We start from the raw sequence: 25,604 nt of genomic DNA on the forward strand, positions 1-25,604 counted from the left end.
CTTTACTATGGAAACGGGTGTGGATGTGGATTTAATTGTTCATTCGTTAAAGGCTCAGCCATATATCCAAGTGTCATTGGTACGGTATACACTCTATCCAGCCCTGTAACCCGAGTGAGATGATGTCCGAATGTCATTGGAAGCATGCCTGGAATTAATACTTTTACACAATGTAATCCGTTCTTTTCTATGAGAGGAACGGTTTGATCTACAACGATTACTTCAAGTCCAGATTGATGTAACCTGTTTAAAAGTTGATGAAGATCAGATGTTAAATCCATATCAAATGATTGTAATGCCCTCATTTCTTGAAACGTTTGCACCGGAGCATTTTCACGTAAAAGGAAGTGAAGACGTTCTTCCGCTTCTTTCAATCCGTACAGCATACTATGATCACCCATTTGCGTAACGAGATAAGGATCACGTAAACAGTCTTCATATTTTTCTTTGTTTTGTTCCAAATCATCATCTGATATAAGTAACATGCCAGCTATTTCATGAATCGCAGTTTTGATTGCTCGAATGGGCTCCATATGAGCACCACCAGCACAGACGAGATTCATCCCATCTTGCCTCGTGTTTTTCGCAATCACCCAAATGCTCGGAATACCGTGTTCCATTGTTGCGTTGAAAACGTGTAATTCATATCCAGTAATCGTACGCAAGCGCTCAATCATTAATTGTAATTCAGTATCATTTGCTGAACTAAGATCAAGACGAGGAAGAGGTAATTCTGCATACCATGTGAGTAAAAAAGCATCGCGCTCTACGATTTCTAATATGCCATGAAAAATGGCCTCTTCTAAACTACCACCAATCGCACATCCATTTGATGTTTCATACACAAAAGCATCTCTATGACCAAGGCTATAATAGGCGATTGATTCTGGAACTAAAAGTGGCCGTTTTTGTGATAAAGAATATCCCCATACCCAGTTTTGTTCATAATCAGGATCAAATGGTTTAAACGGAAAACTATTACGATTATAATGTTCATTTGTATGCACACCGAGTGTGAGGGGATTCAGTGCATGATCCTTTAAATCATGAAAACTACCATGCACATTTGTCTTTTTCCCACGAGGTGACATACCGCAATATCGTTCTAAACCTTCTAAAATAGCAGTTGCCTCACTCAGTGCAAATGAATGAGTTCGGCCTGCAACACCTTCATTTCCGAATAGTAACGGCATGTTTATAATGACGTCAGCAAATGGCAATAAAGAATGCTGCATTTTTCCATTCAAAATACCAGTCCGGTAATCTAAATAGTCTCTCGTTAAAAATGTGTTTAGCTCATGAATAGAACGACAGCGATACGTTTCAGTACTTGTTTTTAAGCTCGGTTGTAAAGAAATCTCTGCCGCATCCGCAGTATCATCAGGTAAAATACTACATACAGGACAGAGAGGGTCTGGAAGGAAAGAATGCCGTGTACATTGCAGGGTTTGTAAGTTTAGTAAAATGATTTCATTTTCTAAAGAAGAATGTCCGTGAGCTAATATTTTTTCAGTTTCAGCATGAATGAGCTGACACATTTGTAACATCCCATTTTGAGTCGCACGTACATCACGCCTCGTCTCGTTATCCGCTTTTAACGCATATTTCCGCTGTAGTTCCCACATTTCTTTTTGATCAAATCCAGCGATAAAGCGTCGTCCATCGGCACAATGGGTACATCCCGTTGCAAGAGGATGAATGTAAGGACCGATAACGCCTTCACCAAATGAAGTAAATGCACGAAGCCACGGAATATGATTCGAACGAAATGTCAGCTCAGCATCCTGATGAATAGTAGAAGGAGAGCCGTCATGTAATACGAGAGTGAGGTGAATATTTTCAGGGAGTTCGTCTGTAATTGTATGCTGGCGAATGATGGAATATTGTTTGCATAATTGATCATGTACATAGTCTGCAAGTAGGCCATCTCCTATAAGCAATATATTTTGAGTCATAGACCGTCCTCCTTTGCAATTAATACCCCGTATACACCGTCTAAGTTGTCTCTTAAAAATGATTCAATGGCTAAATCAAAAACGAATGGATAAAAATTATTTTCCGTTAAATTTTGTAAGGCAACTTGTAAAGACTGTACGCCTGGAATTTCTTCCTCTTCTTGTATTGCTACTCTAACAGAATCTGTACTATATACAACAACGGATGATTCTGGCAAAATATTAGCTTTATAAGGAATCTCTTCATTTTGAATATGAAGGAGTGCTTGTTGCAGAGCGTTTCTTAATGCCAATGTTATATTAATATTTGCCGCACCGTACCATCTATCATTTATACCAATCCAAATGACAGGAAAACCAAGTAACTCCTCACTCATTCCCACTTTAGGTATGTCATGAATTGTAGAGAGAGCATCGTAGTAAAACCTACAATGTTTATCATGAATTTCGGTTAAATCAAGCTCTGTAACCTCTTCTAGCATATGTGATTGGCGTTCACACAACTTATTATTTAAATGTTTTTGCAGTGCACGGTATACACCTTCTGTCATCGTTTCCCCAGCACCAATACCGATATCAGTATGTTCGGGGATAAGACGATGAATCATTTCAGCTACATACGTTTCAACTCCTGTTAAACCAGCTTCGCGGCGTGCTTCATTATGAGTTAAACCACCACAAGTTATAGCAGGAAGGGGAGAGGTAGGTCCGTCTGATAATGGATTTGCAACTTGAACATAGCATTGTGATAAAGGTAATTGGTGCAAATCTTGTTCATCCCACATATGGAATATGCCAGCTTCTTTAGAAGTTAATGTATCAAAAAAACGAAAAAGTTCAGTTGAAGTATATTGTCCAGAACGATGGGCAAGGTTTTCTTGAAGATTTTGCACCGTATCAATTGTAAAGATTTCATCGGTTGCGAGAAGATGCTTTATAAAAGGGTGCCACTTTCCTTCAAGTGTTTCTAAGTTTAATAAAAAGAATTGAGGATTATGCTGCCGGTGTAAATCGTCAGCGACATGTTTAAACAATTCAAAAACGATAATATTTGCTAACACTGCAGATGTGATTGGTGAGAAAGGCTCGGGCGGATTTTCATTTTGTAAAGTAGTTTCGTGTAGACGATGCCATGCGGATTCCCAGCATTCTTCACGATCTGCTATTACGACGGGGCCAGCTAAACCGACTCTTGATAAGCAAATAGCTGGTATGAAATTTTTCCCCTCATCTCTACAAATAGCATGTATTGCTCTTAAACTTTCAATATCTCCATTTTGAGAAACGTATAAAATCCAGTCGAAAGGCTCGAATACTTCATGTAAAGGACGATCTATTGTAGTATCTATTTCTTGAATAAGTACATTGTCATCAAGTTCATATGCACGTTCTACTAGCTCATGAATTCGGTCGTAATTTGTTTCCGCATAATCTGTGACAAGGTAATGAAATTTAGGTAATCCGGACTCTAGTAAAGAAGAAACTAAGGAAGTAAGCATATCTCCAGAACCAATTATAAGGACATTTGCCGCACGGTACGTCTCGAATTTTAAAGCACCTGAATGTGAATCGGCTTCTAAAAATTCAATTTGAGAAGCGTACCTGTCGAGTAACGCACTGTTTAATTCATGAGGAGCATCTTGACTTACATCACGGGCGAAACCATTTTCATATAAAATATCTCCAATTTCAAATACACGATTTTGATAGGGGAGAGGGAGACCATCGGTTATTTCTGCTAAAGAATAATTACCGTTAAACATAGGCATTAATTTTTCAATCCAGTTATAAATCCCATCACCGTCCATGCGGAATGAACTGGCGTTATTTCGAAAATAGACACCCCCGTTTGAATCGGGGAGGAAGAAAGTATCTTTATTTGCTTTCAGTTTTGCATGAGCTGGAAGGTTATTCATTTTAATCCTCCTTACGTTCTAGGCATACATTATTAGTCTATGTAATGCAATTTGTCCCGTATGAACGCAATAAAAAAAGGCTGTAGAATGATTCATTCTACAGCCTTTAATAGACTAATAGTCTATCAACCTTCTAATAATAATGATTTTGGATCTTCAAGCATATCTTTAACAGCAACAAGGAAGCTAACCGCCTCTTTACCATCGACAATACGGTGGTCGTAAGATAGTGCAAGGTACATCATCGGACGGTTTTCCATACGTTCTGCATCAATTGCAACTGGTCTTACTTGAATTTTGTGCATTCCTAGAATACCTACTTGTGGGCTATTTAGGATTGGTGTTGACATTAGAGAACCGAACACGCCACCATTTGTAATTGTAAATGTACCACCTTGTAGTTCTTTTAATGAAAGTTTGTTATCGCGTGCTTTCATACCTAAATTACGAATCTCGCTTTCGATTTCAGCGAAGTTTAATTGGTTAGCATCGCGTACAACTGGAACAACTAATCCATCTGGAGCTGCTACTGCAATACCGATATCATAGAATTTTTTAATGATAAGCTCATCGCCTTGAATTTCAGCATTTAATAATGGGAATTGTTTTAATGCTGCCACAACTGCTTTTGTGAAGAATGACATAAAGCCAAGACGCACATCATGTTTTTTCTCGAAAGCATCTTTGCGTTCTTTACGTAATTCCATGATCGCACTCATATCAACTTCGTTAAATGTTGTTAACATTGCAGACGTTTGTTGAACTTCTACAAGACGTTTTGCAATTGTTTGACGGCGGCGGGACATTTTCACACGCTCAACTGGTTTTTCGAATTCAGTTTTTGCAACTGGAGCAGGAGCTGGACTTTTTGGAGCAGCTGGTGCTTCTTTTGGCGCTGCAGCGTGAGCTTGTACATCATGTGGTCTCACACGTCCAAGTGGATCTGTGCTGCGTACGTCGTTTAAGTCGATTCCTAACTCACGAGCCATTTTACGAGCAGCTGGTGATGCGATAGGACGATTTGTATTTGGTAAACCTTGTAACGCTTTATTTTGTTCAGCACTTGGAGCTTCTGCTTTCGGTGCTTCAGTAGTTTCTTGTTTTGGTTGCTCAGCAGGTGGTGCAGGTGTACTTACTGCAACCGGTGCTCCGTTTACATCTAAAATTGCGATAGTTGCGCCAACTTCAACTGTATCCCCAGGTTCGCCTAGTAACTTCGATACAATACCTGAATCTTCTGCAATGATTTCTACATTGACTTTATCAGTTTCAAGCTCAACAACGCTGCCACCTTTCTCAACTTTGTCACCTACGTTGATAAGCCATTGTGAAATAGTTCCTTCGGTAATAGATTCTGCAAGCTCAGGTACTTTAATTTCGATCATTTTAAATGTCCTCCCCTTATTTGCCTAACGGTGTGTTTTGTCTTCTTTAATCTTCGGTAATCTCCATGTATTAGCTCGACTTGGGCAGAATATCTGCCCAAGTCGAGCTAATGAAATTCGTTGTTACTTTCAGTTGCTGAAAACTTCAATTTCTTGTTTATCTTGACGGAAGTTGTACTTCACATCTAAAGCATGTGCAACAATTAGTTCTTGCTCAGCTTTGTGAGCGAATGGATCGCCACCAGATGGGCTAGAACGATCCGGGCGTCCAATGTAACCTGTTTTTACTTTATCTCCAGCTAGTTCGAACAGAATTGGAGCCATGTAATGCCATGCACCCATATTACGAGGTTCTTCTTGAACCCAAATAATTTCTTCTAAGTTTTTAAAGCGTTTAATAATAGATTGAACTTTTTCAGCAGGGAATGGATACAACTGTTCAATACGAACAATATGAACTTCATCTAAGTTGTACTCATGTTTTCCAGACTCAATTTCTGCAGCTAAGTCAATCGCCATTTTACCTGTACTTAAAACAAGACGTTTTACTTTATTTGGCTTTGTACCAAGGTTTTCTTGTTCTAAAGCAGGTTGGAAACGTCCTTCGCTTAACTGACTAGCAGTTGAAAGCGTAAGTGGATGACGTAATAAACTCTTTGGCGTCATAAGCACTAACGGTCGAACAGCTTCTGTTCCTAAGATAGATGCTTGACGACGTAAAATATGGAAGTATTGTGCCGCGCTCGTTAAGTTTGCAACTGTCCAGTTATTCTCAGCAGCTAATTGTAAGAAACGCTCTGGACGTGCACTAGAGTGTTCTGGCCCTTGACCTTCATAACCGTGTGGTAATAGAAGAACTAAACCAGATTTTTGACCCCATTTTGCTCTTCCTGCTGAAACATATTGATCAAATAATGCTTGCGCAGTATTTGAGAAGTCACCATATTGAGCTTCCCACATAACAAGAGTTTCTGGAGCAAATACGTTATAACCATATTCATAACCAACAACAGCAGCTTCTGATAACGGACTGTTATGAACAGAGAATGAAGCGTTAATGTTCGGTAAGCGATGTAATGGTGAATATGTTTCGTTTGTATCAGTATCGTGTAATACGATATGACGATGCGCAAATGTACCACGCTGTGAATCTTGACCAGTTAAACGAATTGGCGTGCCTTCTTGTAAGATAGAAGCGAATGCTAACGATTCAGCAAGTGCCCATTCAATTTTACCATTCTCTTCAAGAGCATCTTTACGGCGCTCAAGAATTTTCTTCACTTTCGGATATATGTTAAATCCTTCAGGCCAAGATAATAGTCCTTCATTAATTGCACGAAGGGAGTCAATTGAAATACCAGTGTCAATCGATTGAATTCCTTTTGCAACAACCTCTGGAACTTTAACGTGAATTGTTGCAGCGCTCGTATCAGCTGGTGGCACTTGTGCGTATTCAGCCTTTAATTCCTCTTGTATAAACTGAGTAATTGTTTCAATCTCATCTGCATTCAGAACGCCAGCAGATTGTAATTGATCTGCATAAATTGCTCTTACAGTTGGGTGATTTTTAATTTTTTTGTACACTTGTGGTTGCGTAACTGCTGGATCATCCATTTCGTTATGACCATATCGACGGTAACCGATTAAATCGATTAAGAAGTCTTTTTTGAACAACGTACGATATTGGATTGCAAGGTTAGCAGCAGCAAGACAAGCTTCCGGATCATCAGCGTTTACGTGAACAATCGGAATATCGAAACCTTTTGCAAGGTCGCTTGAGTATTTAGTAGAACGAGAATCATAGCTATCAGTCGTAAAGCCGACTGCATTATTAGCGATAACATGAATCGTTCCGCCAGTTTGGTATGCATTTAATCTGCTTAAGTTGAGTGTTTCAGACACAACACCTTGACCAGGGAATGCAGCATCACCATGAACTAAAATTACGAATGATTTTGAAGTATCTTGTTCTGGAAGACCAGATTTTTTACGATTCTCTTGAGCTGCACGTGCGAAACCTTCAACAACAGGGTTAACGAACTCAAGATGACTCGGGTTATTTGCTAATGTAACGCGAGTGCTAACTTCTTCATTACCAACGACTTGCTCTCTACCTAAATGGTATTTCACGTCGCCAGTCCAGCCAGCATTTGCCACTGCGCCTTCTATTTTTGCATGTTTGAATTCAGCAAACATGTGACCATATGGTTTTTCTAGTACGTGAGCGAGTACGCTTAGACGACCACGGTGAGCCATACCAATCATGACATCTTCAACGCCGCCTTTAGCACCTTCTGAAACAATTTCATCTAGTACAGGTACAAGCATATCAACGCCCTCTATTGAGAAACGTTTTTGACCAACGAATGTTTTATGCAAGAATTGCTCGAAACCTTCAACAGCAGTTAAACGTTTTAAAAGAGCAGTTCGTTTTTTATTTGATAATGGTTGACGCAATAAATTTGATTCCACCATTTGATGCAACCACACGCGTTCTTCACTATCTTGTATATGTGAGAATTCATAAGCTAAAGATTTTGTATAAACGTCTTTTAATCTATGAATTACATCAAATGCAGTGTGAATACCCTCTGGTGCATCTTGCCATACTGTTTTAGCTGGAATCGCTTTCAAATCAGCATCGCTCAGTTCGTTCATTGCTTTTTCAAGAAGAGATTGTCCATTTGCAGCATCTTCCATCGGATTGATGTGAGCCAACGTATGCCCGAAAGAACGAATCTGTTCAACAAGTTGAACGACTTTAAGAATCTTTTCAATGTTCCCTGTGTTTTGAGGAGAAAAATGTGTTGCTGTGTTGTCCCCTGTTACGACATCATCTTGAAACGAAGGAGCTCCAAAAATTTCAAAAAGCTCTTGTAATTCCGGATCAACAGAACCTGCTCCAGTTACGTAAAGATCATACTGTTCAATAACATAACCAAGGTTCGGACCATGGAACTTGGCCCAAGGGTTTGTCGTTGTATTCTTCCTCGTCATTTGTTTAAACCTCCCAATGCATATAATCCTTTTCCTATACAAAAGGTGCATTTTGCTCTTTTTCAATAATTGATGAACTAAAAATTAATGTAATTGTTTTCTTTACTCTTATGTTATTACAATAATTTACATAATACCAAACACTATTACTTATCTGTTTTGTAAAAAAACATTCACAATAACTTATCACCCAAGTTAATCTTTCATGTTATAAAGTAATTTTACAGAAAAATGGGGTGGATATATTTGGTATACCTACATTAATAACTATAATTGTTGTATTTAAATATAAGTAAAATTGTTAGAATGTTTCGATAAAGATTAGTTTGAATTATGTATATTGAAATAATAAGCGCTTTCATTGATATTATACAACAATATAACGGAATATAGTATAAAAAATAAAAAATTATGAATTTAGCGTAAATTTTATTTCGATAGTGTTAAATATCGAAAGGAAAACGAAGGATTTCTACAAAAAAAGTGGCTAAACATAAAAAATGCTTCATAAACCGTTAGTTTCTATAAATATGGCGAAAAACAACGTAAAAACAATAGCACATTTCATCTAATAAGGAGAGGAATGAAATAGTTTTAAAGAATAAAACAAATATGGAGATATTAAATTTTCACAAAAGTGGGGAGGAGATATAGTAACGGATATATACATTGTTCCATGTTTCATTTCAAAATAGACATGATTAAGTTGAAAAAGTTTCTTCTATATAAATAGAACGAAAAATAAAACGAAATGAATGTAAAGGAACCTTGACGTAAAGTCTCCTTTACATATATACTCGATATAAGGAAGGAGGGAGAAATTTCCTTGGAAAATAAAATGGTCGAATACCGAAAAAAATTTGGACTATCTCAAGAAAAATTGGCTGAGAAACTTGGGGTTTCCAGACAAACCATCATTTCAATTGAAAAAGGGAAATATGATCCATCACTTCCATTAGCATTTGAAATAGCAAAAACATTTCAGACAACGATAGAACATGTATTTATTTATGAAGGAAAAGAAGAGGAGGAGAAAGGATGAATTATTCACAAAAGTACTTTGTTATTATGGGAATTATCTTTTTAATTATGAGTGGATTTATGATATTAGCAGGTATAATGACGCATTCGGCACCGCCAATTCCAACTTATACCGTGCTTGCAATGATGATTATGTGTTTCTGCCTAAGCTACTTGCACCCGCAATTTAAAGAAAAAGATGAGCGAATGAAACTCATTCGTTATAAAGGGATGTTCTTCAGCTTTTTTGCTCTAACAGCATATTATCTTCTTTTCTCTATTGGTTTGAACCTAAAAGTAATTACACTATCTGCGGTTGAATTATTGAATATACTTATGGCGCTTACGATGAGTACAGTTTTTATCTCATTTGTTGTTTTATCGAAAAGATATTAAGATGGAAGAGAGAAAGGAAGATTAACATATGCAAATGATGTATGCTTTTGGCATTGGGCTTGTATTATTTTTAGCCGTATTCTTATTTATTCGTAAAGATGTTCAAGGCGGGACGTTAACGAAAAGAGGATTTTATAAAATGATCGGCTGTCTAGTTGTTATGTTTATAGCGATTATCGTAATGATCGTTTTAATAAATCAGTCACTATAGAATTTAAAAATGGAACCTTACTTTTGTAAGGTTTTTCTTTTTGAAAAATAAAACAAAAATTACCATAAAACCCATTTGCTATCTATTCTCTATATTATATAATCCAATAAAATGATAGATAAGGAGAATAGTATATGAATAAAAAAGCTATCTTCTTTATAGCAGTATGTCTACTACTTATAGCTAGTATTACTTACATAATATGTAACAAACGAGAACAAGTGCCACCTATGTTAGTATGGGAGGGCCAGGAATACTACGTTACGAATGAACCTGCAAAAGCAGAAGAAGTCGGGAAAAAGCTTGGCGAAGTGACAAAGAAAATTGAAACAAGCAAAGAGCCTACTAAAGATAGTGAATCCAACATATTACAAGAAAAAACAGAAGTATTTGAAATGATTTTAGAAGAAGAGGATGAAAGGCGTCCCATACTTGTAAAAGAACCTAATAGTGAAGGGTATAGAGTAGCAAGGCCGATGTTAAAACAAGTACTTTAATTAAAAGGAGTCAATCAAGTAGAGGGCTTGTTGTAGAAAATATAAACTATTTACACTTACCATGAAAGAAGAAAAGTTGTTTGATTGAACTCGAACTCTATAGTAATTATAAAAGATTATTATATATTTGGTGTTTTTTGAAGTGGGATCTTTTAAAAAAGCATTGTATTGGATAGTTCCAATAATAGAGGTGTACATCCTTGCACCTTTTTGGCAGAGTGTCCTTATGCCTTTGGGGGGAATGTGATTAAAAATTCTAGTGTTTTTAAAAGTTTAACTGTTTCAGAGAAAGAAGAAACGGCTACGAATAGCTACGAAGTTGTTAAGGAACAACTGAAAGATTATTCGAAAAATTATGTGCAAGCACATAATGAGGGAGATTTTTCATTAGTTAAGAAATTTTATGATGAGGGAACTACTACATATGTATCTACAGAAGATTACATAAAACATCATACTAACAAATTCAAAATAGATCTGTATGATATTACGCTGCAAGAAGCACCTGAAAGAATAGGGAATTCAAGTACATATAACGTTAAAACTGATATGGAGTATCGATATGATACTAAAGAGAAGAAAATAAAGGAAGTGGTAAAAAATAGAACATTTCAAGTTACCCTTACTTCTAATAATCAATTAATTTTTAATAAGACAAATGCAGTTGGACAATCAGTTTGTTATAATCTAAATCAGCCAGCTGGTCAAAATAAGATAGATTGTGCTGAAACGAATTAAAAGCAATAGTGAAAGCATATGTTGAAAAGGGAATTTACTAGAGAGTAGTAGGCGTTATGAAATGGAAATCGGCAACTTTTGAAAAAGTAGTTACGTATAATCCATCTGTTGAGCAAATTATAAATACATTCAAGGCACAAAACTTAAATGGCGGAGCACTTATAAATTTTTTTAAGTACGTAATAAGAATTTTGTTTGAGAAATACGACTAAATGAAGATGGACACGAGCATTTTTTAGAAGAACCTTCAACTCTTTAGATATAATTAATAAATTAGAAGAGTTAAAAATACATACATCAGAAAAATATAATTTGCATTTAAAAGAGACAAAGGTGACGAATTGAAAGAAAGATCACTTACAAAATTTAGTGTGAAAATTTATAGGAGTTATAGAAAAGATGTTGGCTTGTGCCAGCATCTTTTTTTATATTCATGGTTTATTGAATGATGAGTTATATAAAGAGGGTAATTATACATTTACAATATAAAATCTTTATATTAAAATATAATAGGTAAAGGAGGGTGAGTAATGAGTCAATATTGGTATGATAATTTCAAGGATAATCCTGATTTGTACTCGGGATATTGTCGTAAGTTATGTCGTTCTTTAGGTCTTAGTGATTTTTACATAGTTAAAGTTTTGTATTTTGCTAATCTTATTCATGTCGCCACTTCGAAGTATGATGATGTTCTTTTTCACAGTGGAATTAGGTTTCCCTCAGAAACATTTACTTGGAAGCTTAGAGAAGCTAATTCTAAGGAGGAAAACTTTGATGTTGAAGCTTTCTTAGAATATGCAAGCGACTTAGTTGATGAATATGTACGAATTGATCCTGCTGATTTAAGGCCGAGTTTATTAGTTTTACACAAACATGTCCAATCTTCTTCAAAATTCGAGTTATTTGTTATAAATGGGGATATTTTTTCTTTTATAGATGAAAATTCTCATCTACCAGGTTTATTTGTCATAACACATGAAGATGAATATCTTTTTGTATCTGAGATCGGTGCTGACCCTGCAGATGTTATAGATGAAGTTGTAGAATTGAAGAAGAAATATAGGACTTTTGATTTACATATTATCGTTACTGAAACAAAATCAGATGCAAAACTATATGCAATGTATTTAGCTTTAAAATACTTGAGTACAGCTGATTTAAATATTACTTTAGATGTTCCGGAATACAGTAAAAGTTTGAAATGCCATTTTGAAAACCAAGTGATATGAGTAGTGTTATATTTTGTTTGGAAGGCCTTGCTGGGATGCGGGGTCTTATTTTGTGTTAATTAGAGGAACTAAAATAGTATATCTGAGTTTAATTATATAAGTTAAATATCACACCTTGAGGTTCATAAGATTATTGAACTTGCATATCAGTTTAAGTAAAGTAGTTAGCTAACCGTAGATAAGTTAGAAGTGAAGGTGATTTCTGAACGATTAGGACATAGTAAAATCAAAATCACATTGGATACTTACTCACATGTGTTGCCAATGATGCAAGAAGATGCGGTAAACAAAATAGAAGAGATTTTGTAGGGAATGTGACCAATTCTGTGACCACTGGTGTTTTTGAGGATAAGTTTAAATAAATAAAAAACCGCATCAAACGTTAATTTGATACGATTTCTATCAGTATGACCCCGGAGAGGCTCGAACTCACGACTTCCACCCTGTCAAGGTGGCGCTCTCCCTGCTGAGCTACGGGATCTTCAAAAATACTTATATAATAGCATCTTTAATAATCATGCTAAAGCAATTATATATAATTAACTGAAAATTTACAATGTTTTTGTGTAGTAAGTTTTTAAAGAGGTAGTGTAATAGAAAATAGATTTATTTCAGAGGTATATTAGTATGTATGTTTTTATATTTAATAAGTAGAAGATGCTGAGGTGTTATGATTTCCGATACCAATCCAAAGGACCTTTATCACTCAAATCAACAAGAAAAGGGAATAAGAAGTGTAAAGGTAAGCTTATAAGTTCTGGCATAGCGTTCAATGTTTTCTTTGATAGATATTGCCTTCCGGAGCAATATGGACAATCTTTTTCAAATATCAAGAGTATTGACCATACATCTTTTACTTTCCACTTCTTTTTACAATACGTGCAACACGCCATGGAGTTCCTCCTCATTTTCAGTTTTTTCTAGTATATTCTATTTTATTGTACTAAAGTCATTTGTATTTGAAGTGATAAAATGTAAGTTGTTTTGTTTTTTTTATATGGATGTATTATGCAATTTATGATCAAATGAATGCAGTTTGAGAATTATATAATAAGAGATTTTCATTTTCAGTATGCGATTTGGCCAATATATCCTTTTTACAATTTTCAAGAAATCATGTATAAATGAAGTACAAGATATTTATAAATATTCAGGAGTAGAGGGAGAATTATTGTAATGGTAAGAAAAACGTTCAAGATGCGCGTGTCTAGAAATAGAACGATTTCAATTAATGGATCGATTCTTGATGTGGATGTGACACATGATGAGTTTTTGCAAGAGTTTGTAGAGTGGGTCGATTCTAAAGGTTGGTCGTTTATGGGTATGACGGATGAGATTACAGCCGAGGAAGCTGGGCAAAAGTTAATAGATTCGTTGATTGATGAGAAGGATAAGAAAGAGTAATTCCTTCTTATTTTTTGTTGTATATTTATGTTCCTCATCGTAAAAGTGTGATATAGTAAAAAATAGTGAATATTCTTCCAATTTAATACAAATTACATATAGATTGGTAGAGTTATTTTATAGAATGTGAAAGTAAAGTGAAAAGGGAGAGTCATATGGTAAATTTTAAGAAAATTTCGGTTTTTATTATGGTTATTTGTTTATTTTTTTTGACACCTATGACGTTATATGCTGAGACGAATATTGGAGTAAATCCGGAGCAAGTGGCACCGCCGCCTGCGGAAGGGCCGAATGTTTTTAGTCAGTTTGCGACTACGATTGATGCGAAAACAGGAGATGTGTTGTACGACAAAAATGCACATCATCGTGCGTTTCCTGCTAGTATAACGAAAGTGTTAACGGCGATTTTACTGATGGAACATACGAAGCCAGAGGATCAATTTACGTTTTCACAATTAGCATTAGATCAAGAGAAGAGTAATTATCAAATTGAGTTTCAACCTGGTGAAACTATTAATAGAAATACTGCACTTATGATTTTAATGGTGCTGAGTGCGAATGATGTGTCGTATGCGATTGCGGAGCGTATTGGAGGAAGTGTTGAAAATTTCGCTAATATGATGAATGAAAAGGCGAAACAATTAGGGGCGAAAGATAGCCATTTTGTAACGCCAAATGGACTGCATGATCCAAATCATTATACGACGCCATATGATATGGCCATGATTACAAGAGGGGTGCAGAAGTATCCTGAGATTTTACAAGCGATGAATACGAAAAGGACGACGGTTACGACGTCTAGCCAGACGGTTTCTATTTTTAATAAGTCTACTTATTTTGAAAATCCATATAGTATTGGTGGTAAGACGGGTTTTACGAATGAAGCGCGCAATACGCTCGTTTTATTAAATGAGAAAGATGGAAATCGTATTATAAATGTAGTAATGGCTTCTCAAAGACCTGAAATTTATGAAGATTTAAAGCAGATGGCGGAATATTCTTTTGGTCAATTTGTGAAGCAAACGGTACTAGATAAACATAGTTGGCATCAAAAGACAACGTATTTAAATAAAGATATTGATAGTGAACTTGAAAAAAGTGTAGAACTTATGCTTAAGAAAGATGAAGGGAAAAATGTGAGAACGGCTTTCCGGGCGGCTTCATTAGATAAAGATTCGTTGTATCATAAAGGAATCCACCGTGGTGAGGTAGTTGGTGCAGTGGATATCACGAAGAATAATCAAACAATTGCGACGATAAACGTTCTTTCAAAAGAAGATGTTACTTTTACGATGCCTAAAAAAGATACAGTTGAACCTGAAGTAAAGGAATCGAATGTGAAAGTGATAAGTGTTGGAATAGGTGCGATTGTATTATTTGGAGCGATTTTATATGTAGTGCTGCGCCGAAATAACCAAGGGATGAAATCAGAAGAAAAATAAAATGGCTAGTATGGAGACTGTGATGAGATTTTGTCACGGTCTTTTTTGCGTTAATACACCCCTTATTAATAACTAATAATTGTAAATTTTCTTATTGCATTCCTCTATCGTTCGTTATATTATTTAGTTGTGTTCTTGTTAGAGAACCGAGGTGGGTATTGCATACTTCAAATAATATAAAACAACGGAGAGGGAGAGAGACGATGAAATTAATTTGGAAGGTGATTAGCAACGTTATCTCATTTGTTTTATTTGCAGTAATGGTTTGTTTAGCTTTTGTAGTTATTTCTTCAAAAGCTAGTGGTGGGGACCCGACAGTGATGGGCTATCAATTTAAAAGTGTTCTTTCAGGGTCGATGGAACCGACATTTTTAACAGGATCAATCATTGCGATCGAGCCAACGAAAGATGGTTCTAAATATCAAAAAGGTGATGTTATTACGTTTAAAGAGAAAGATAACAAAATTGTCACTCATCGTATTATCGGTGTGAAAGATATAAACGGAAAAGTAATGTATGAAACAAAAGGGGATAACAACAACGGACCAGATTTAGCACCAGTACTTGCAGAGAATGTAATCGGAAAATATGCAGATATTACAGTTCCATACGTTGGTTATGGACTGAATTATGCGAGTTCAAAAGCGGGAGCAGCATTACTTCTTATTATTCCAGGAGTCTTTTTACTTGGCTATTCCGCGATTTCTATTTTTGGCGCTATTCGTAGCATCGACGGAGAAAAGAAAGATAAAAAAGTAGAACAATCCGTCTAGTTATCTTAGTTATAATTTCCTACTAGGAAATTAACAAATATATATTATGGGGGATTTGGACATGACTTTAAAGAAAAAATTAGGGATGGGTATCGCATCGGCAGTACTAGGAGCAGCTTTAGTTGGTGGAGGAACATTTGCATTCTTTAGCGATAAAGAAGTGTCAAATAATACATTTGCGGCTGGTACGCTTGATTTATCATTAAATCCATCAACAGTTGTTAACGTATCGAATTTAAAACCTGGTGATACAATTGAAAAAGAATTTAAACTAGAAAATAAAGGATCTTTAGATATTAAAAAGGTTCTATTAAAAACAGACTATAGTGTAGAAGATACGAAGAAAGATAATAAAGAAGATTTTGGCCAACATATTAAAGTAACATTCTTAAAAAATGTAGATAAGCATGAGACGATTGTGAAAGAAACTACATTAGATAAATTGAAGGGTGATACACTTACAGCAGTAAATAATGATTTAGCTGCTTGGTTCTGGGATGAAAAAGGTATTTCTGCAGGTAAATCTGATAAATTCAAAGTGAAATTTGAATTCGTTGATAATAAAAAAGACCAAAATGAATTCCAAGGCGACAAGTTACAATTAACTTGGACGTTTGATGCACAACAAGGCGATGGTGAAACGAAATAATAATGACAACAAAAAGAGACTATCAAAAGTGGTAGTCTCTTTTTGTGTTAAAAGAGAAATGTAAAAAGAAACATAATTTGTATTTCATTTTGTAATTCACTTTATTATAATAAAGATATAGTTCTTGATAAAGAACGAGTTGTTCGATAGGAGAGATTAAGATGCTGAAGGCACCTCGCAAATTCAAAAAGATGCTTATATTGCCATGTTTGTGCTCTATTACTTTTTATTTAGGTTCTCAAATGATGACTTATACCGAAGCAGCTTTCATTCATGAGACGAAAGTGCAGGCTACTATTTCTACAGCAAGTATTTTTCCAAAAACAGTTGATCAGTTAACAGAGCAAGCTAAGCAACATAAGGAAGTTATTTTGCATGAGTATGAAGAGATGAAATCAAAATTAACTTTCACTTCCACTCAAGAGCTAGAACAGACACTTGCTACGTGGAAACAAGGACGTGAGAAAATTGTTGCGGAGAGGGAACTGTTACAAAAAGTATATGTATCAATAGAAAATCCGTATAACAAAGTGAAAGAAGAGTTAAAGGAAAATAAAAGTGAATCCACTAAGCAAGTATTCTCTTATGTGAATGCGGGTTTTCATATAGTGAAAGAAAACTGTGAGTATGTTGATAAAGAGGTTAATGTACAGGTAATTGATAAACAAATTCAAGCTTTTGAGAAATTATTAGTAGATGAAACAACAAAGCAAAAGAACCTTGAAGAGAGTAAGAAACAGGAAGAAGAGAAAAAGCTAGAAGAGAGTAAGAAACAGGAAGAAGAGAAAAAGCTAGAAGAGAGTAAGAAACAAGAAGAAGAGAAAAAGCTAGAAGAGAGTAAGAAACAAGAAGAAGAGAAAAAGCTAGAAGAGAGTAAGAAGCAAGAAGAAGCGAAAAAACTAGAAGAGAGTAAGAAGCAAGAAGAAGCGAAAAAGCTAGAGGAAAGTAAGAAGCAAGAAGAAGCGAAAAAGTTAGAAGAGAGCAAGAAACAAGAAGAACAGAAGAAATAGGAATAGCAAGTAAAATACAGCAGCATTTCGGAAGGTATAAATACAATCATAAGACAAATAGATGAGAGAGCCCTACTACTCATCTATTTACTTTGTTTTTTTTTGAAGGTATAAGGGCCAAAAAATTCAACGAATGCGAAGAAGTTAGTTGGCCGCACACTATTTGGTGAAGGCTAATAATCAGTGGGGATGGACAAAAAACACTGATTAAAGTTTCACTTTATTTCTCAATACTTTTCTGAAAAAAAGAAAAATTGTTGATAAATAAAAATAATCAAAAAATATATTGTGTTTATATAGTTTCGTTCGTTATAATGAACTTAAGGTTTTTAAAAAGAACAAATATTAGCTAAGCTAATATAGTTTTAGTTACACCTCTTATTTTGAAATAAGAGATAAAAATACAAAAAACAGCTAGGGGGAATTGATTGTGAGTCTGAAAAAGAAATTAGGTATGGGAGTTGCATCAGCGGCATTGGGGTTATCTTTAATTGGTGGAGGAACATTTGCATTCTTTAGTGATAAAGAAGTATCGAACAATACATTTGCAGCTGGGACGTTAGATCTTACATTAAACCCTAAAACGCTTGTAGATATTAAAGATTTAAAACCAGGGGATTCTGTTAAGAAAGAGTTCTTATTAAAGAACAGCGGTACTTTAGCGATTAAAGACGTTAAATTAGCGACAAAGTACAGTGTTACAGATGCAAAAAACGATAATGCTGGTGAAGACTTTGGTAAGCACATTAAAGTGAAATTCCTTTGGAACTGGGATAAGCAAAGTGAGCCTGTATATGAAACAACTTTAGCGGATTTACAAAATGCTGATCCTGATCTTGTAGCTAAAGATATCTTTTCTCCAGAGTGGGGTGAAAAAGGTGGCTTAGACGCTGGAACAGAAGACTATCTATGGGTACAATTTGTATTCGAAGATGATGGTACAGATCAAAACAAATTCCAAGGCGATTCATTGAACTTAGAATGGACATTCAACGCAAGCCAAACAGATGGCGAAGAAAAATAATAAATCAAAAGCGGGTATCCCCCGCTTTTTTTTATAAAGAAAAAGAAGTGCCAATTTTAAGCACTCCTTACTATGTATTATTGTTGATTTTTCTTCCATTGTGTAAATTCGAGAAATTCACGAAACTGTTCTTTTGAGACACCAGAGCTCATCGCATCTTTAACAAGCTGGGTCCATTCGGAGTCTAGATGACTTTCCGTTGTTGTTTCATCGTGAAGTAAAGTATCAACTGGAATTTGTAGAACAGCTGCAATTTTTTCAAGAAACTGGATGGAAGGGTTTTTTTGTAAATTTCGTTCTATAGAACTAATGTAAGATTTAGCAACACCAGCTTTTTCGGCGAGTTCTGTTAGTGAAATGCCTTTTTGTAAACGAAGGCGTTTTATACGTTCTCCTATCATATTTGCGCACCTTTCTATCAATATGTAGTCGTCTTATGATGTGAATATTATAACATAAAATTCGTTAAAAAGAACGAGGCTATTGAGCCTGGCTCGTATGCTTCATACGTTGAAAAAAGTGTTCAATATCTTGCAGGGCAATGCCAGCATCTAGAGCCTCAAGTATTAAATCAATCCATTCTTGATCTAGTGAGTCAGCCTTATCTTTGTACAAATGTAATTCCTCCCTAATTATTGGTCATAATTGCTGCTACATAGTAGACGATAATTAACCGACTTTTATATTTTATGTGTCAAATTATCGAATATTGTGTAGATGAAACAAAGATAAAATCCCCATTAAATTCCCTCTATGGAAAGTATAAGGTTTCTGTCAAAATTTTTCAATATTTTCTGAAAACATTGTTGAATTATGATATATTCGTATACTAACTAAGGAATTTTTACAAATATATTAAAAAAATTACATAACATGACTAAATATTGAAAAAATACTGAATTTTTAATAAAATATAATGTGTAATACATATTTTTTTATTAGGGGAGGAAATAAGGGATGAAAAAGAAACCGTTTAAAGTGTTATCATCAATCGCTTTGACAGCTGTTCTAGGCTTGTCACTTGGTGCTGGAAGTCAGCCTACATATGCTGAAACGCCGGAGAACAAGACAGCTACAAGCCCAGTTGATGATCACTTAATCCCAGAAGAGAGATTAGCAAATGCGCTAAAAAAACGTGGGGTAATTGATGCATCTGCTTCAGAGACAGAAACAAAGAATGCTGTCGAAAAGTATGTAGAGAACAAAAAGGGTGAAAATCCTGGGAAAGAAGCGGCAAATGGGGACCAACTTACGAAAGATGCATCTGACTTTTTAAAGAAAGTGAAAGATGCGAAAGCAGAAACGAAAGAAAAATTAGACCAACCTGCGACAGGTACACCTGCAGCGGCAGGCCCAGTTAAAGGCGGTTTAAATGGTAAAGTACCAACTGCTCCAGCAAAACAAAAAGAGTATAACGGTGAAGTTCGTAAAGATAAAGTACTCGTTTTACTTGTAGAGTACGCTGATTTCAAACATAACAATATTGATAAAGAGCCTGGCTATATGTATTCGAACGATTTTAATAAAGAACATTATGAAAAAATGTTATTCGGTAACGAACCGTTTACATTAGATGATGGAAGTAAAATTGAAACGTTTAAACAATATTATGAAGAGCAATCTGGTGGTAGCTACACTGTAGATGGAACAGTTACAAAATGGTTAACAGTTCCTGGTAAAGCAGCTGATTACGGTGCAGATGCTGCAGGCGGCGGCCATGATAATAAAGGACCAAAAGGACCACGTGATCTAGTAAAAGATGCATTAAAAGCAGCTGTAGATAGCGGTATTGATTTATCAGAGTTTGATCAATTTGACCAATATGATGTAAATGAAGATGGAAATAAAAATCAACCTGATGGTTTAATCGATCACTTAATGATTATTCATGCGGGTGTTGGACAAGAAGCTGGCGGCGGTAAATTAGGTGATGATGCAATTTGGTCACATCGCTGGACAGTTGGACCAAAACCATTCCCAATTGAAGGAACAAAGTCGAAAGTTCCATATTGGGGCGGAAAGATGGCTGCGTATGATTACACAATTGAACCAGAAGATGGTGCAGTTGGTGTATTCGCACATGAATATGGTCATGATTTAGGTCTTCCGGATGAGTATGATACACAATATAGCGGTCAGGGTGAGCCGATTGAAGCTTGGTCTATTATGAGTGGCGGAAGCTGGGCTGGTAAAATCGCAGGCACAACGCCAACAAGTTTTTCACCGCAAAATAAAGAGTTTTTCCAAAAAACAATCGGTGGTAACTGGGCAAATATCGTAGAAGTAGATTACGAGAAATTAAATAAAGGTATTGGTCTAGCAACATATTTAGACCAAAGTGTTACGAAATCTGACCGACCAGGTATGATTCGTGTTAACTTACCAGATAAAGATGTAAAAACGATTGCACCAGCATTCGGTAAACAATATTATTACAGCACAAAAGGTGATGACCTTCACACAAAAATGGAGACACCGCTGTTCGATTTAACGAATGCAACGAATGCGAAATTCGATTTCAAGTCATTATATGAGATTGAAGCAGGTTACGATTTCCTTGAAGTACACGCTGTAACAGAAGACGGTAAACAAACGTTAATTGAACGTCTTGGTGAGAAAGCAAATAGTGGAAATGCAGATACGACAAATGGAAAATGGATTGACAAATCATACGATTTAAGTCAGTTCAAAGGTAAGAAAGTGAAATTAACATTTGATTACATTACTGATGGTGGTCTAGCATTAAACGGATTCGCTCTTGATAATGCTTCATTAACAGTAGATGGTAAAGTTGTATTCTCAGATGATGCAGAAGGTACACCACAATTAAAATTAGATGGTTTCGTTGTATCTAATGGAACAGAGAAGAAAAAACATAACTACTATGTAGAGTGGAGAAACTATGCTGGTGCAGATAAAGCATTGAAATTTGCTCGTGGTCCAGAATATAACACAGGTATGGTTGTATGGTATGCGGATTCAGCTTACACAGATAACTGGGTTGGTGTACATCCAGGACATGGTTTCCTTGGTGTAGTTGATTCTCACCCAGAAGCAATTGTAGGAACTTTAAATGGTAAACCAACAGTTAAGAGTAGTACACGATTCCAAATCGCTGATGCGGCATTCTCATTCGATAAAACGCCAGCTTGGAAAGTTGTATCTCCAACGCGTGGAACGTTTACGTACAATGGTTTAGCGGGCGTACCGAAGTTTGATGATTCTAAAGCGTATATTAATCAGCAGATTCCAGATGCAGGACGTATTTTACCGAATCTTGGTCTGAAGTTTGAAGTAGTAGGACAAGCTGATGATAATTCTGCAGGTGCTGTTCGTTTATATCGTTAATACAGTAAAACTACCGAGAGATTTTCTTTCGGTAGTTTTTTTGTGAGCAATGAATTTTAAATAGCTGGAAAAGTCATATATAATGTAACTTTACGAATAGAAATTTGTTACATATAAAATCTATATAAATAATGAAAGAATTGGATAAAAATAGTGGAAGCAGGTGAGTGAATGAGTAGTTCCTCTATTGTAAATAAACAAAAGGAATATTTTTATAAAGGACATACAAGAAGTGTAGAAACGAGAAAGAATAATTTGAAGAAGCTTTATGAAGGAATTCAGCGTTTTGAGGATGAGATTTTTCAAGCGTTGAAATTAGATTTGAATAAATCAGTTCACGAATCATTTACAACAGAAATTGGATATGTATTAAAAGAGATTTCGTTTCAAATGAAGCATATTTCCTCTTGGAGTAAACCAAAGCGAGTTCGCACAGCACTGACTCATTTTGGATCAAAGGGGAAAGTAGTGCCAGAACCGTATGGTGTGACTCTTATTATCGCACCGTGGAACTATCCGTTTCAATTAGCAATTGCACCACTTGTAGGAGCGTTGGCAGCCGGAAATACAGTTGTTTTAAAGCCATCAGAGTTAACACCAAACGTTTCAAAAGTGCTTACGAGAATAATAGAAGAATTATTCCCAGAAGAGCTTGTATCGGTAGTAGAAGGCGGTGTTGAGGAAAGCACTGCACTTTTAAAGGAGCCATTTGATTATATTTTCTTTACAGGTAGTGTTGGAGTCGGAAAAGTTGTAATGGAAGCAGCGGCGAAAAAATTAACGCCTCTTACGTTAGAACTTGGCGGGAAAAGTCCATGTATTGTACATAAAGATGCGAAGCTAGATGTAACTGCAAGACGTATCGTTTGGGGCAAATTTTTAAATGCAGGACAGACGTGTGTAGCACCTGATTATATGTATGTTCATTCTTCAGTGAAAGAACAGTTAATCGAGGCATTACGACATGAAATCACAGAGCAGTATGGAAAAGAGCCTTTACAAAATGACAATTACGTGCGAATTGTGAGCGATCGTCATTTTGAACGATTATGTACATTTTTACAAGACGGCAAGCCGGTGATTGGCGGGAGTTATAAGAAAGAAACATTGCACATTGAGCCGACAGTCTTAACAAATGTTACATGGCAAAGTGCTGTTATGGAGGATGAAATTTTCGGACCAATCTTACCGATTATTGAGTATGATAAACTAGAAGATGTAATTAAAACGATTCAGCAACATCCGAAGCCTTTAGCTTTATATGTTTTTTCTGAAGATAGAAAAGTGCAAGAGCAAGTGACGAATAATATCCCATATGGCGGAGGATGTATTAATGATGTTGTGTATCATCTTGCAACGCCATATTTACCTTTTGGGGGAGTGGGGAGCAGTGGATTAGGCGGCTATCATGGTGAAGAAAGTTTTCGGACTTTTTCCCATTATAAAAGCATTTTGTCCCAATCTACAGCGTTCGACATGAAAATTCGTTACTCTTCTACAAAAAGTGCTTTAAAATTCATACGAAAGTTGTTAAAATGATGATGGTGTTTATCAGTAGGCGTAGCCGTATGATAATAGCCCCTTCGCAATGGAAGGGGTTTTTCTGTTCGACATATGTATCATGCGAAAATGAATCAAACATACTACATATAGAATAGAAGTGAACGCTTGCTAAATAACCATTTTTGTTTGGATCGAAACAAAAAATAGTCTATAGAACATAAATATTTATTCATGAATATAAAAATTAAAATTTAAGGTAGATAGGACGGGAAAATGAAAAAGATTATTAAAGTTGAAGCAGTAGAAAAACATTTTGGAAATCAAGTGATTATCCCCCCTCTTTCTTTAGATATTAAAGAAGGAGAATTTTTAACAATTTTAGGACCGAGTGGTTGCGGGAAAACGACTTTACTTCGTATGATCGCAGGATTTGAAACGCCAACTAAAGGGAATCTTTTATTAGATGATGAAAAGATTAACGATTTGCCACCATACAAGCGTCATATGAATTTAGTGTTCCAACATTACGCACTATTCCCACATATGAATGTTGAAAAAAATATTTGTTTCGGTATGAAAATGCAAAAAGTATCAGCAGCAGAACAGAAAGAACGTGCGGAAGAGGCAATGCGTTTAACGCAGTTACTTGAGTTCCGTAATCGTAAACCTTCTAAGCTTTCTGGTGGACAGCAGCAGCGTGTAGCAATTGCAAGAGCAATTGTGAACAACCCACGTGTATTACTATTAGATGAGCCACTTGGAGCGCTTGACTTTAAGTTAAGAAAAGATTTGCAACGTGAATTGAAAAACTTACAACGTAATTTAGGAATTACGTTCATATACGTAACGCACGATCAAGAAGAAGCGATGAGTATGAGTGATCGTATTGTCGTTATGAATAAAGGGCATATCGAACAAGTCGGCACGCCTAAAGAAATTTACAATCAACCGAAAACATTGTTTGTTGCGACGTTCATCGGTGAAAATAATATCGTGAAAAATGGGGAAAACTACGTAGCAGTTCGCCCTGAAAATGTAAAAGTTCGCTCGGTTGAAGAGCCAATTTTAAAAGAATACCACCTTGGACATATTGAAGATATTGAATTTGTTGGAAATATGGAAAAGCTATATGTACGTGAGGAGAAAACAGCGGAATTACTAATGGCATACCAAACTGCTGAAGAAGCAACGCAGTGGAGCATTGGGGATAATGTATATGTAGGCTGGGAGCAAGAGGACGAGGTGACCTTAAATTGAAGAAAGGGAAATTACTCGCATTACCTACAGTCGTATGGCTGTTACTCTTTTTCCTAATTCCACTTCTGTTCGTATTAGCATTTGCCTTCATGCAGCGCGGAGCATACGGGACAGTGGAGATGAAATTTACATTAGATAACATAGCGCGTGTGTTTGATCCATTATATATGGGGACGTTATGGGAAACAGTGAAGATAGCTGTTATTACTACAGTACTATGTTTATTAATCGGTTATCCATTTGCCTATACAATTACAATTGTTGATCGTAAATATCGTTCTATCCTTCTATTATTGGCAACGATTCCGTTCTGGATTAACTTTCTTGTTCGTTCATACGCATGGATTGTTATTTTACGTTCACAAGGACTTGTAAACACATTGCTATTGAAACTAGGTATCATTAGTGAACCTTTAAATCTGCTATATAATACACCTTCTGTAATACTCGGAATGGTATATTCTTTATTACCATTTATGATTTTACCAGTGTATGCAGCAATTGAGCAGCTTGATAAGCGTAAGTTAGAGGCAGCTTATGATTTAGGAGCAACACCAGTAAAGGCATTTTGGAATATAACAGTACCGATGACGATGTCAGGGATTACAACTGGTTCTATTTTAGTATTTGTTTCTTCTATCGGAATGTTTGTTGTATCAGACGTTATGGGTGGATCGAAAGTAGCATTAATCGGAAACGTAATTCAAAACCAATTCTTAGGCTCACGTGACTGGCCGTTTGGTTCCGCGTTATCTATGATTGTTGTTCTATTCTCTGTTCTGTTAATTTACTTATATTATCGTGCAACGAAAGTATATAAATATGATGGAAACGGAGGGGAATAGGCAAA

The 25,604-nt window shown here is 35.8% G+C and carries 23 protein-coding genes, 1 tRNA gene and 2 pseudogenes; 18 read left to right on the forward strand and 8 right to left on the reverse strand.

Annotated elements, in window-relative coordinates:
* Positions 1-5: 5 nt before the first annotated feature.
* The 4 genes from LUS72_RS06355 to odhA all read right to left on the reverse strand — a co-directional run bounded on the left by LUS72_RS06355 (position 6) and on the right by odhA (position 8,253).
* Positions 6-1,955 (reverse strand): TOMM precursor leader peptide-binding protein, encoded by a 1,950-nt coding sequence (locus LUS72_RS06355; protein ID WP_097830091.1) that lies wholly within the window; start codon positions 1,953-1,955, stop codon positions 6-8.
* Positions 1,952-3,871 carry a putative thiazole-containing bacteriocin maturation protein gene (locus LUS72_RS06360; RefSeq protein WP_097830092.1) on the reverse strand — a complete coding sequence of 640 codons (1,920 nt, stop codon included), beginning with the start codon at positions 3,869-3,871 and terminating at the stop codon, positions 1,952-1,954. Before LUS72_RS06360 ends, LUS72_RS06355 begins: the two co-directional genes overlap by 4 nt.
* Before the next feature lie 125 nt (positions 3,872-3,996).
* Positions 3,997-5,256: a 2-oxoglutarate dehydrogenase complex dihydrolipoyllysine-residue succinyltransferase gene (gene odhB, locus LUS72_RS06365; protein ID WP_097830093.1), complete on the reverse strand. Its 1,260-nt coding sequence runs from the start codon at positions 5,254-5,256 to the stop codon at positions 3,997-3,999.
* 129 nt (positions 5,257-5,385) lie between these two features.
* Positions 5,386-8,253, reverse strand: coding sequence for a 2-oxoglutarate dehydrogenase E1 component (gene odhA / locus LUS72_RS06370; RefSeq protein WP_097830094.1), 2,868 nt, complete (start codon positions 8,251-8,253; stop codon positions 5,386-5,388).
* Positions 8,254-9,079: 826 nt separating this feature from the next.
* Here odhA and LUS72_RS06375 point away from each other — a divergent pair.
* The 8 genes and pseudogenes from LUS72_RS06375 to LUS72_RS06410 all read left to right on the forward strand — a co-directional run.
* Positions 9,080-9,295 (forward strand): helix-turn-helix transcriptional regulator, encoded by a 216-nt coding sequence (locus LUS72_RS06375; protein ID WP_002011455.1) that lies wholly within the window; start codon positions 9,080-9,082, stop codon positions 9,293-9,295.
* On the forward strand, positions 9,292-9,669 hold the full coding sequence (locus tag LUS72_RS06380; protein WP_001109920.1) for a hypothetical protein: 378 nt from the start codon (positions 9,292-9,294) through the stop codon (positions 9,667-9,669). The genes LUS72_RS06375 and LUS72_RS06380 overlap by 4 nt, the downstream gene beginning before the upstream one ends.
* Positions 9,670-9,697: 28 nt before the next feature.
* Positions 9,698-9,880 carry a DUF3976 domain-containing protein gene (locus LUS72_RS06385; RefSeq protein ID WP_001178300.1) on the forward strand — a complete coding sequence of 61 codons (183 nt, stop codon included), beginning with the start codon at positions 9,698-9,700 and terminating at the stop codon, positions 9,878-9,880.
* Between the two features lie 134 nt (positions 9,881-10,014).
* Positions 10,015-10,377: a hypothetical protein gene (locus tag LUS72_RS06390; protein WP_098361673.1), complete on the forward strand. Its 363-nt coding sequence runs from the start codon at positions 10,015-10,017 to the stop codon at positions 10,375-10,377.
* Between the two features lie 243 nt (positions 10,378-10,620).
* Positions 10,621-11,115, forward strand: coding sequence for a TcaA NTF2-like domain-containing protein (locus LUS72_RS06395; protein ID WP_097830096.1), 495 nt, complete (start codon positions 10,621-10,623; stop codon positions 11,113-11,115).
* Positions 11,116-11,171: 56 nt separating this feature from the next.
* Positions 11,172-11,442: pseudogene (locus LUS72_RS06400) on the forward strand (hypothetical protein); the annotation flags it as partial.
* A 203-nt stretch (positions 11,443-11,645) separates the two neighbouring features.
* A complete protein-coding gene (locus tag LUS72_RS06405; RefSeq protein ID WP_097830097.1) occupies positions 11,646-12,344 on the forward strand; it encodes a hypothetical protein in 699 nt (232 codons plus the stop codon).
* 183 nt (positions 12,345-12,527) lie between these two features.
* Positions 12,528-12,653, forward strand: a pseudogene (locus tag LUS72_RS06410) (site-specific integrase); the annotation flags it as partial.
* 99 nt (positions 12,654-12,752) lie between these two features.
* On the opposite strand, the gene LUS72_RS06415 reads toward LUS72_RS06410, so the two are convergent.
* Positions 12,753-12,825: transfer RNA gene (locus tag LUS72_RS06415), tRNA-Val, on the reverse strand.
* 187 nt (positions 12,826-13,012) lie between these two features.
* Positions 13,013-13,237, reverse strand: coding sequence for a hypothetical protein (locus LUS72_RS06420; RefSeq protein WP_097830126.1), 225 nt, complete (start codon positions 13,235-13,237; stop codon positions 13,013-13,015).
* Between the two features lie 283 nt (positions 13,238-13,520).
* Between LUS72_RS06420 and LUS72_RS06425 the strand changes: the two genes are divergently transcribed.
* From LUS72_RS06425 to calY, 6 genes are all read left to right on the forward strand, one after another.
* On the forward strand, positions 13,521-13,748 hold the full coding sequence (locus LUS72_RS06425) for a hypothetical protein (RefSeq protein WP_000251863.1): 228 nt from the start codon (positions 13,521-13,523) through the stop codon (positions 13,746-13,748).
* A gap of 155 nt (positions 13,749-13,903) precedes the next feature.
* On the forward strand, positions 13,904-15,190 hold the full coding sequence (locus LUS72_RS06430) for a D-alanyl-D-alanine carboxypeptidase family protein (protein ID WP_097830127.1): 1,287 nt from the start codon (positions 13,904-13,906) through the stop codon (positions 15,188-15,190).
* A 203-nt stretch (positions 15,191-15,393) separates the two neighbouring features.
* Complete coding sequence (gene sipW, locus LUS72_RS06435) at positions 15,394-15,963, forward strand: signal peptidase I SipW (RefSeq protein WP_097830128.1); 570 nt, start codon at positions 15,394-15,396, stop codon at positions 15,961-15,963.
* A 61-nt stretch (positions 15,964-16,024) separates the two neighbouring features.
* On the forward strand, positions 16,025-16,612 hold the full coding sequence (locus LUS72_RS06440; protein WP_097830129.1) for a CalY family protein: 588 nt from the start codon (positions 16,025-16,027) through the stop codon (positions 16,610-16,612).
* Positions 16,613-16,773: 161 nt separating this feature from the next.
* Entirely contained in the window at positions 16,774-17,622 is an 849-nt protein-coding gene (locus tag LUS72_RS06445) for a DUF4047 domain-containing protein (RefSeq protein ID WP_264448709.1), read from the forward strand.
* 430 nt (positions 17,623-18,052) lie between these two features.
* Entirely contained in the window at positions 18,053-18,646 is a 594-nt protein-coding gene (gene calY, locus LUS72_RS06450) for a biofilm matrix protein CalY (RefSeq protein ID WP_097830131.1), read from the forward strand.
* A 77-nt stretch (positions 18,647-18,723) separates the two neighbouring features.
* Here the strand turns inward: calY and LUS72_RS06455 are convergent, their stop codons facing one another.
* Positions 18,724-19,047: a helix-turn-helix domain-containing protein gene (locus LUS72_RS06455; RefSeq protein WP_002011473.1), complete on the reverse strand. Its 324-nt coding sequence runs from the start codon at positions 19,045-19,047 to the stop codon at positions 18,724-18,726.
* 79 nt (positions 19,048-19,126) lie between these two features.
* A complete protein-coding gene (locus tag LUS72_RS06460) occupies positions 19,127-19,261 on the reverse strand; it encodes an anti-repressor SinI family protein (RefSeq protein ID WP_002011474.1) in 135 nt (44 codons plus the stop codon).
* Positions 19,262-19,603: 342 nt separating this feature from the next.
* Between LUS72_RS06460 and inhA1 the strand changes: the two genes are divergently transcribed.
* From inhA1 to potB, 4 genes are all read left to right on the forward strand, one after another.
* Complete coding sequence (gene inhA1, locus LUS72_RS06465) at positions 19,604-21,994, forward strand: M6 family metalloprotease immune inhibitor InhA1 (RefSeq protein ID WP_097830132.1); 2,391 nt, start codon at positions 19,604-19,606, stop codon at positions 21,992-21,994.
* 171 nt (positions 21,995-22,165) lie between these two features.
* A complete protein-coding gene (locus tag LUS72_RS06470; protein ID WP_097830133.1) occupies positions 22,166-23,533 on the forward strand; it encodes an aldehyde dehydrogenase in 1,368 nt (455 codons plus the stop codon).
* Positions 23,534-23,770: 237 nt separating this feature from the next.
* Positions 23,771-24,754: a spermidine/putrescine ABC transporter ATP-binding protein PotA gene (gene potA / locus LUS72_RS06475; RefSeq protein WP_002117249.1), complete on the forward strand. Its 984-nt coding sequence runs from the start codon at positions 23,771-23,773 to the stop codon at positions 24,752-24,754.
* A complete protein-coding gene (gene potB / locus LUS72_RS06480; RefSeq protein ID WP_097830134.1) occupies positions 24,751-25,599 on the forward strand; it encodes a spermidine/putrescine ABC transporter permease PotB in 849 nt (282 codons plus the stop codon). Before potA ends, potB begins: the two co-directional genes overlap by 4 nt.
* Positions 25,600-25,604 lie beyond the last annotated feature (5 nt).

This window comes from Bacillus cereus (assembly GCF_025917685.1).
GTDB classification, from domain to species: domain Bacteria; phylum Bacillota; class Bacilli; order Bacillales; family Bacillaceae_G; genus Bacillus_A; species Bacillus_A cereus_AT.